Annotated in this window: 3 protein-coding genes; 1 reads left to right on the forward strand and 2 read right to left on the reverse strand. The window is 70.6% G+C overall.

The window, feature by feature from the left end:
- Both EYA84_RS24850 and EYA84_RS24855 read right to left on the reverse strand, forming a co-directional pair.
- Window positions 1-2739: UPF0182 family protein (locus EYA84_RS24850; protein WP_201272472.1), on the reverse strand; the 2739-nt coding region annotated here is incomplete at its 3' end.
- A gap of 189 nt (window positions 2740-2928) precedes the next feature.
- Complete coding sequence (locus EYA84_RS24855; RefSeq protein WP_131055852.1) at window positions 2929-3942, reverse strand: PDZ domain-containing protein; 1014 nt, start codon at window positions 3940-3942, stop codon at window positions 2929-2931.
- A 114-nt stretch (window positions 3943-4056) separates the two neighbouring features.
- Between EYA84_RS24855 and EYA84_RS24860 the strand changes: the two genes are divergently transcribed.
- On the forward strand, window positions 4057-5379 hold the full coding sequence (locus tag EYA84_RS24860; protein ID WP_131055854.1) for a zinc-dependent metalloprotease: 1323 nt from the start codon (window positions 4057-4059) through the stop codon (window positions 5377-5379).
- Window positions 5380-5572 lie beyond the last annotated feature (193 nt).

The following is a 5572-nucleotide window of genomic DNA, read 5'->3' on the forward strand; positions in this document are numbered from 1 at the left end:
AGCGCTAGTCTCGTGGGCTCGGAGATGTGTATAAGAGAGGTTGCCGGCCGCCGCCCGCTTGCCCTGCTCCACGAGCTGCCGGATGCCGTCGGCCGGGTTGTCGGCCAACACCACGAACGAACCACCGTCGCCGTACGAGAGCAGCACCTTCTGCAACAGCGGGTACGCGTCGGTCTGGTTGCTCTTCACGTAGACCGGCTCGACGTAGAGCATGCCGTTGCCGAACGGCAGCGAGAGCAGGTTGCCGTACTGCACCTGGGCCTGGTTCGAGGAGAGCAGGTTCAGCTGCTGCCGGATGTTGGCGTTGTTGGTCATCTGCTGGTGCACCTGCACCGGGCCGGAGACCCGGGTCTGGTCGGGCAGTTCCAGCACCTGCAACCTCGGCCGCCCGTCCTGGTACGACGCCGAGATCAGCGCGGCCAGGTTCTGCCGGCCGTTCGGGGTGACCGCGCTGGTGAGCTGGAAGGTCGGCTGCTCCTGCCCGGGCATCTGCGTGTAGAGGTAGTACGGCGGCTGCTTGACCCCGCTGTCCGGCGCGTCCGGCACGTTCGGCACCTGCCAGAAGTCCTGGCCGGAGTAGAAGTCGCCGGGGTTCGTGACGTGGAACCGGGTCAGCAGGTTGCGCTGCACCTTGAACAGGTCGGCCGGGTAGCGGAAGTGGTCGGCCAGCGCCTGCGGGATCTCCTCGCGCGGCGTGATCAGGTCACCGCCGAAGGCCTTGTTCCACGCCTTGAGCACCGGGTCGTTCTCGTCGAACTCGTAGAGCCGGACCGTGCCGTCGTACGCGTCCACGGTCGCCTTGACCGAGTTGCGGATGTAGTTGACGTTCTCCCGGGCCAGCTGGATGGTGCCCCGGCCGGTCAGCTCGTCGGTGGTCTCCTGCTGGAGGTTGACCCGCTCGGCGTACGGGTAGGTGGCCGAGGTGGTGTAGCCGTCCACGATCCACTGCACCCGGCCGTCCACCACGGCGGGGTACGGGTCGCCGTCGAGCGTCAGGAAGGGCGCGACCTTCTCCACCCGGTCCCGGGGGTTCCGCACGTAGAGCAGCTTGGAGTTGTCGTTGACCGCCTCGGAGAGCAGGAAGTTCGGCTCCTGCTCCTTGATGGCGTAGAGCAGCCGCCGGGAGAACGACCCGACGTCCACGCCGCCCTCACCGGTGTAGGTGTAGTACGACTCGCGGCCCTCGCCGCTCTCGCCGGCCGGCCGGTCGAACTCCGCCGGGTTGGCGTCCTCGCTCGGCTTGCCGACGATGGCGTAGTCACCGTCCTGCATCCGCTCGCCGTAGTAGATCCGGGGCTGGCTGGCCGGGATCTGGTCGGTCGGCGAGGAGCAGGACTCCTGCGACCGCTCGCCGAGGAAGCCGGAGACGAAGAAGGGCTGGCCACCGCAGACGACCTGGTTCGCGGGGGCGGCCACCACGCCGAACCCGTGGGTGTAGACGGTGTGCCGGTTGATCCAGTTGCTCTGCTGGGCGGTCAGCTCGCCGTAGTTGATCTCACGTACGCCGACCACGTAGTCCTGGGTCTTGCCGTCGACCGTGTACCGGTCGATGTCCAGCTTGGGGCCGAAGTCGTAGAAGCCACGGACCTGCTGGAGCTGGGTGTAGGTCTCGCTGACCAGCTGCGGGTCGAGCAGACGGGCGTTGGGCACCACCGAGGTGTCGGTGGCCAGGTTCTCCGACGGCGTCAGGTTGCTGGCCGAGTACGCCGAGTTCTCGGCGATGTCCAACCCGTACGAGGCTCGGGTGGCGTCGATGCTGCGCTGGATGTACGGCGCCTCCTTGTCCCGGGCGCTCGGCTTGACCTCGAAGGTCTGCACCGCCCAGGGGTAGATGCCGCCGATCGCCACCGCCGAGACGCCGAGCAGCGCCAGCGAGATGCCCGGCCAGACCAGGTTCCGCATCCAGGCGTTGGAGAAGACGATGATCGCGATCGCCACCACCACGGAGATGTAGGCGAGGATCTCCTTCGCCGGCAGCAGCGCGTTGATGTCGGCGTACCCGGCGCCGTAGACACCGACGCCGTCGTTGTACTCCAGCAGCATCGACCGCCGGTCCAGCACGTACGCGACGGCCTTGAGCAGCACGAAGACCGCGACCAGCGAGCTCAGGTGAGCCCGGGCCGCCCCGCTCATCCGGTCGCCGACGCCCTGCAGGCGTACTCCACCGAAGAGGTAGTGCACGGCCAGCGAACCGATCAGCGCCAGCACCACCGCGGTGAAGCCCAGCCCGAGCAGGAAGCGCCAGAACGGCAACTGGAAGACGTAGAAGCCGACGTCCACACCGAACTCCGGGTCCTGCACGCCGAAGTCACCGCCGTGCAGGAAGAGCAGCCACTGGTTCCAGCGGCTCTGTGCGGACAGGCCGGCGAAGAGACCCACCACCACGGCGGCGGCGGCGATCCAGAGCCCGAGCCGGGGGCCGAGCAGCATCCGGTAGCGCTCCAGCGTCGCCTGCTCCGGCGAGTGCGGACGCATCCGGGGGCGCAGCCGCTGCGCCAGCCAGAGGTTGCCACCGACGATCAGACCCATCGCGACGGCGGCGGCCAGGAACAGCAGCAACCGGGTGACGATCACCCCACGGAAGACGGAGGTGTAGTCGACCTCGGAGAACCAGAGCCAGTCGGTCCAGGCCTGCACCCCCCAGCCGAGCAGGGTGAACAGGACGAACACTCCGATCAGCACCCCGATCGTGACGCGTCCGCGTCGGCTCATCCTCGGCAGGGGGCTGCTGCTACGCATGACCACTGTTGGCTCCGCACGCTCGTTATGATCGGCTCCGACCAGGCACCCAGAGTACGGGGTGTTCCTGAATGCGTTGTGGCAGGTCGCGCCGCGCAGCCGACACCCGGCCCGCGAGCGATCGCACCGACCCGAAGTCGGCCCAGGTCAAGAGCGTGGTCCCGGCGGGACGCCGGGTCGGTCCGGCAGTCAGCAGAGCGTCGGTTCGCCCCCGGCACGCAGCGTCTCCATCGCGCTGAGCGCCTCGTCGAGCGAACCCACCCGGACCAGCGGCAGGTCCGGCTGGCGGTTGGACACCGCCTCGGCGCAGTTGGCCGCCGGCACCAGGAACACCGTGGCGCCGGCCCGCTTCGCGCCGACCAGCTTCTGCGGGATGCCGCCGATCGGCCCGACCTGGCCGGAGTCGTCGATGGTGCCGGTGCCCGCGATGACCCGGCCGCCGGTCAGGTCCTCCGGCGTCAGCTTGTCGATGATCCCCAGGGCGAACATCAGCCCGGCGCTGGGCCCGCCGATGTCCTGGAGGTCGAAGGAGAGCGTGAACGGGTGCGGCTGCTGCTGCTCGATCTCGACCCCGATCCGCGGTCGGCCGTCCTGCTCCTGGGTGGTGATGGTGTCGGTGCGGGCGGCACCGTCTCGGGTGTACCCGACGCGGAGCGCGGTGCCCGCCGGCTTCGCCCTGACCAGCTCGGTCAACCGGCCGGCCAGCGGCACGGGCTCCCCGTCGACCGAGGTCACCACGTCACCGGGACGCAGCACTCCGGCGGCCGGTCCGTCGGCGGCGACGGTCTTGATCACGACCTGCACCTCGTACCCCAGCTCCCGCAGCGCGGCGGTCTCCGCGCTGGTCTGCGAGACCTGGAAGTCCTCGGCGTTGCGCTGCTCGACCTCCTCGCGGGTCTCGCCGGGCGGGTATACCAGCTCGCGCGGCACCACCGCCTGGTCGTCGGAGAGCCAGCCCTGAATGGCCGAGCGCAGCTTCACGGTCGGCTGCACACCCACCGTGGTCAGGCGCAGTTGCCCCGCCGAGTCGGAGGTCTCCCCGCCGGTGACCTGGATCACCTCCTTGCCGTCCTCCTGCCCGAGCGTGTCCACCGTCGGACCGGGACCGAGCACGACATAGGGGACGGGCGCGCCGAGCACCCCGATGCTGAGCAGAGCGGTGAGCAGAGCACCGAGGAGGACGGTCACGCCACGTCGTCTCATGCGCCAGAGCGTACCGAGCCGGTTCTCGGCCTCCGGGCGGCACGACGACGACTTCGCCCTCAGCGCAACTGCGGTGACGGCGACCAGGGGCACGGCGCGCGTACCGTAGAGCTCGTGCCTGATATTCCGTTCGGTTTCGCGCTCCCGGGTGGGCAGCCGCCCGACCCCAACGACCCCGCGCAGATGCAGCAGTTCATGTCGCAGTTGCAGCACCTGCTCTCCGCGCCGGGCAGCGGGCCGGTCAACTGGGATCTGGCCCGTCAGGTGGCGGCCAGTCAGCTCGCGGCGGCGGGCGACCCGGCGGTCTCGCCCTACGAGCGCAACGCGGTCGATGAGGCGCTGCGCATCGCCGACCTCTGGTTGGAGCCGGCGTCGGCCCTGCCCTCCGGCATCAAGACCACGGTGGCCTGGAACCGCAACGAGTGGATCTTCAAGACGCTGGACGTCTGGCGCAAGCTGTGCGACCCGGTGGCAAGCCGGATGGTCGGCGCGATGGGCGACCTGGTGCCGCCGGAGGCGCGCGCCCAGCTCGGCCCGATGCAGTCGATGGTGGCCACCCTCGGCGGTGCCCTCTTCGGCGGTCAGCTCGGTCAGGCGCTCGGGTCGCTGGCTGCGGAGGTGCTATCCGCCGGTGACATCGGCCTGCCGCTCGGCCCCGCCGGGACCGCCGCGTTGATCCCGGCCAACATCCGGGGTTACGGCGAGGGCCTGGAGCTGCCCGAGGACGAGGTACGCCTCTACGTCGCCCTGCGCGAGGCGGCCCACCAGCGACTCTTCGAGCACGTGCCGTGGCTGCGCGGGCACGTCCTCACCGCCGTGGAGACGTACGCGGCCGGGATCCGGGTCAACCGGGAGGCGATCGAGGAGGCGATGGGTCGGGTCGACCCGACCGACCCGGAGTCGATGCAGGCGATCGCCCTGGAGGGCATCTTCACGCCGGAGGACACCCCGGCACAGAAGGCGTCACTGGCCCGCCTGGAGACCGCTCTCGCCCTGGTCGAGGGCTGGGTCTGCCACGTGGTGGACGGTGCTGCGGACGGCCGGCTGCCGAACGTGGTCTCGCTCGGCGAGGCGTTCCGTCGGCGGCGGGCGGCGGGTGGACCGGCCGAGCAGACCTTCGCCGCCCTGGTCGGGCTGGAACTGCGCCCTCGCCGGCTGCGTGAGGCCGCCGCGCTCTGGGCGGCGCTCACCGAGCACCGGGGCATCGCCGGACGGGACGCCCTCTGGGGCCACCCCGACCTGCTGCCGTCCGACGCCGACTTCGCCGACCCGGTGGCCTTCGCCATGGCCGACATGGACCTGATGACCGAGCTGGAGAAGTTCGACTTCTCCGCTCCGGGCGGCCCGGAGGAGAAGATCCCGGGCGAGGTCGAGGGCAAGGGCCCGGACGGTCCGGAACGCCCCGACGACACCGAGGGCGACGACCGCCGCTCCTGACCCCGCCGCACGCGAGCATCGCCGGTCCGGCCTCAGCCGGACCGGCGGTGTGGGTCGCGCGTCAGCCGGTCCGGTCGGCGCCGGTGAGCAGGGCCCGGGTGTGTTCCCAGCCGTCCAGCGCGAGGTCGAGCCGGGCCAGGTCGGCCGGGCCGCGTAGCCGGTGCCAGGACGGGGTGACCGCGAGGTCGCCCGG

The sequence above is a fragment of the Verrucosispora sp. SN26_14.1 genome (genome assembly GCF_004307965.1).
Lineage (GTDB): Bacteria > Actinomycetota > Actinomycetes > Mycobacteriales > Micromonosporaceae > Micromonospora.

What these genes read in the sequence shown, in the direction of transcription:
- EYA84_RS24855 (WP_131055852.1), bottom strand. Translation starts at nt 3,942, where the DNA reads ATGAGACGACGTGGCGTGACCGTCCTCCTCGGTGCTCTGCTCACCGCT.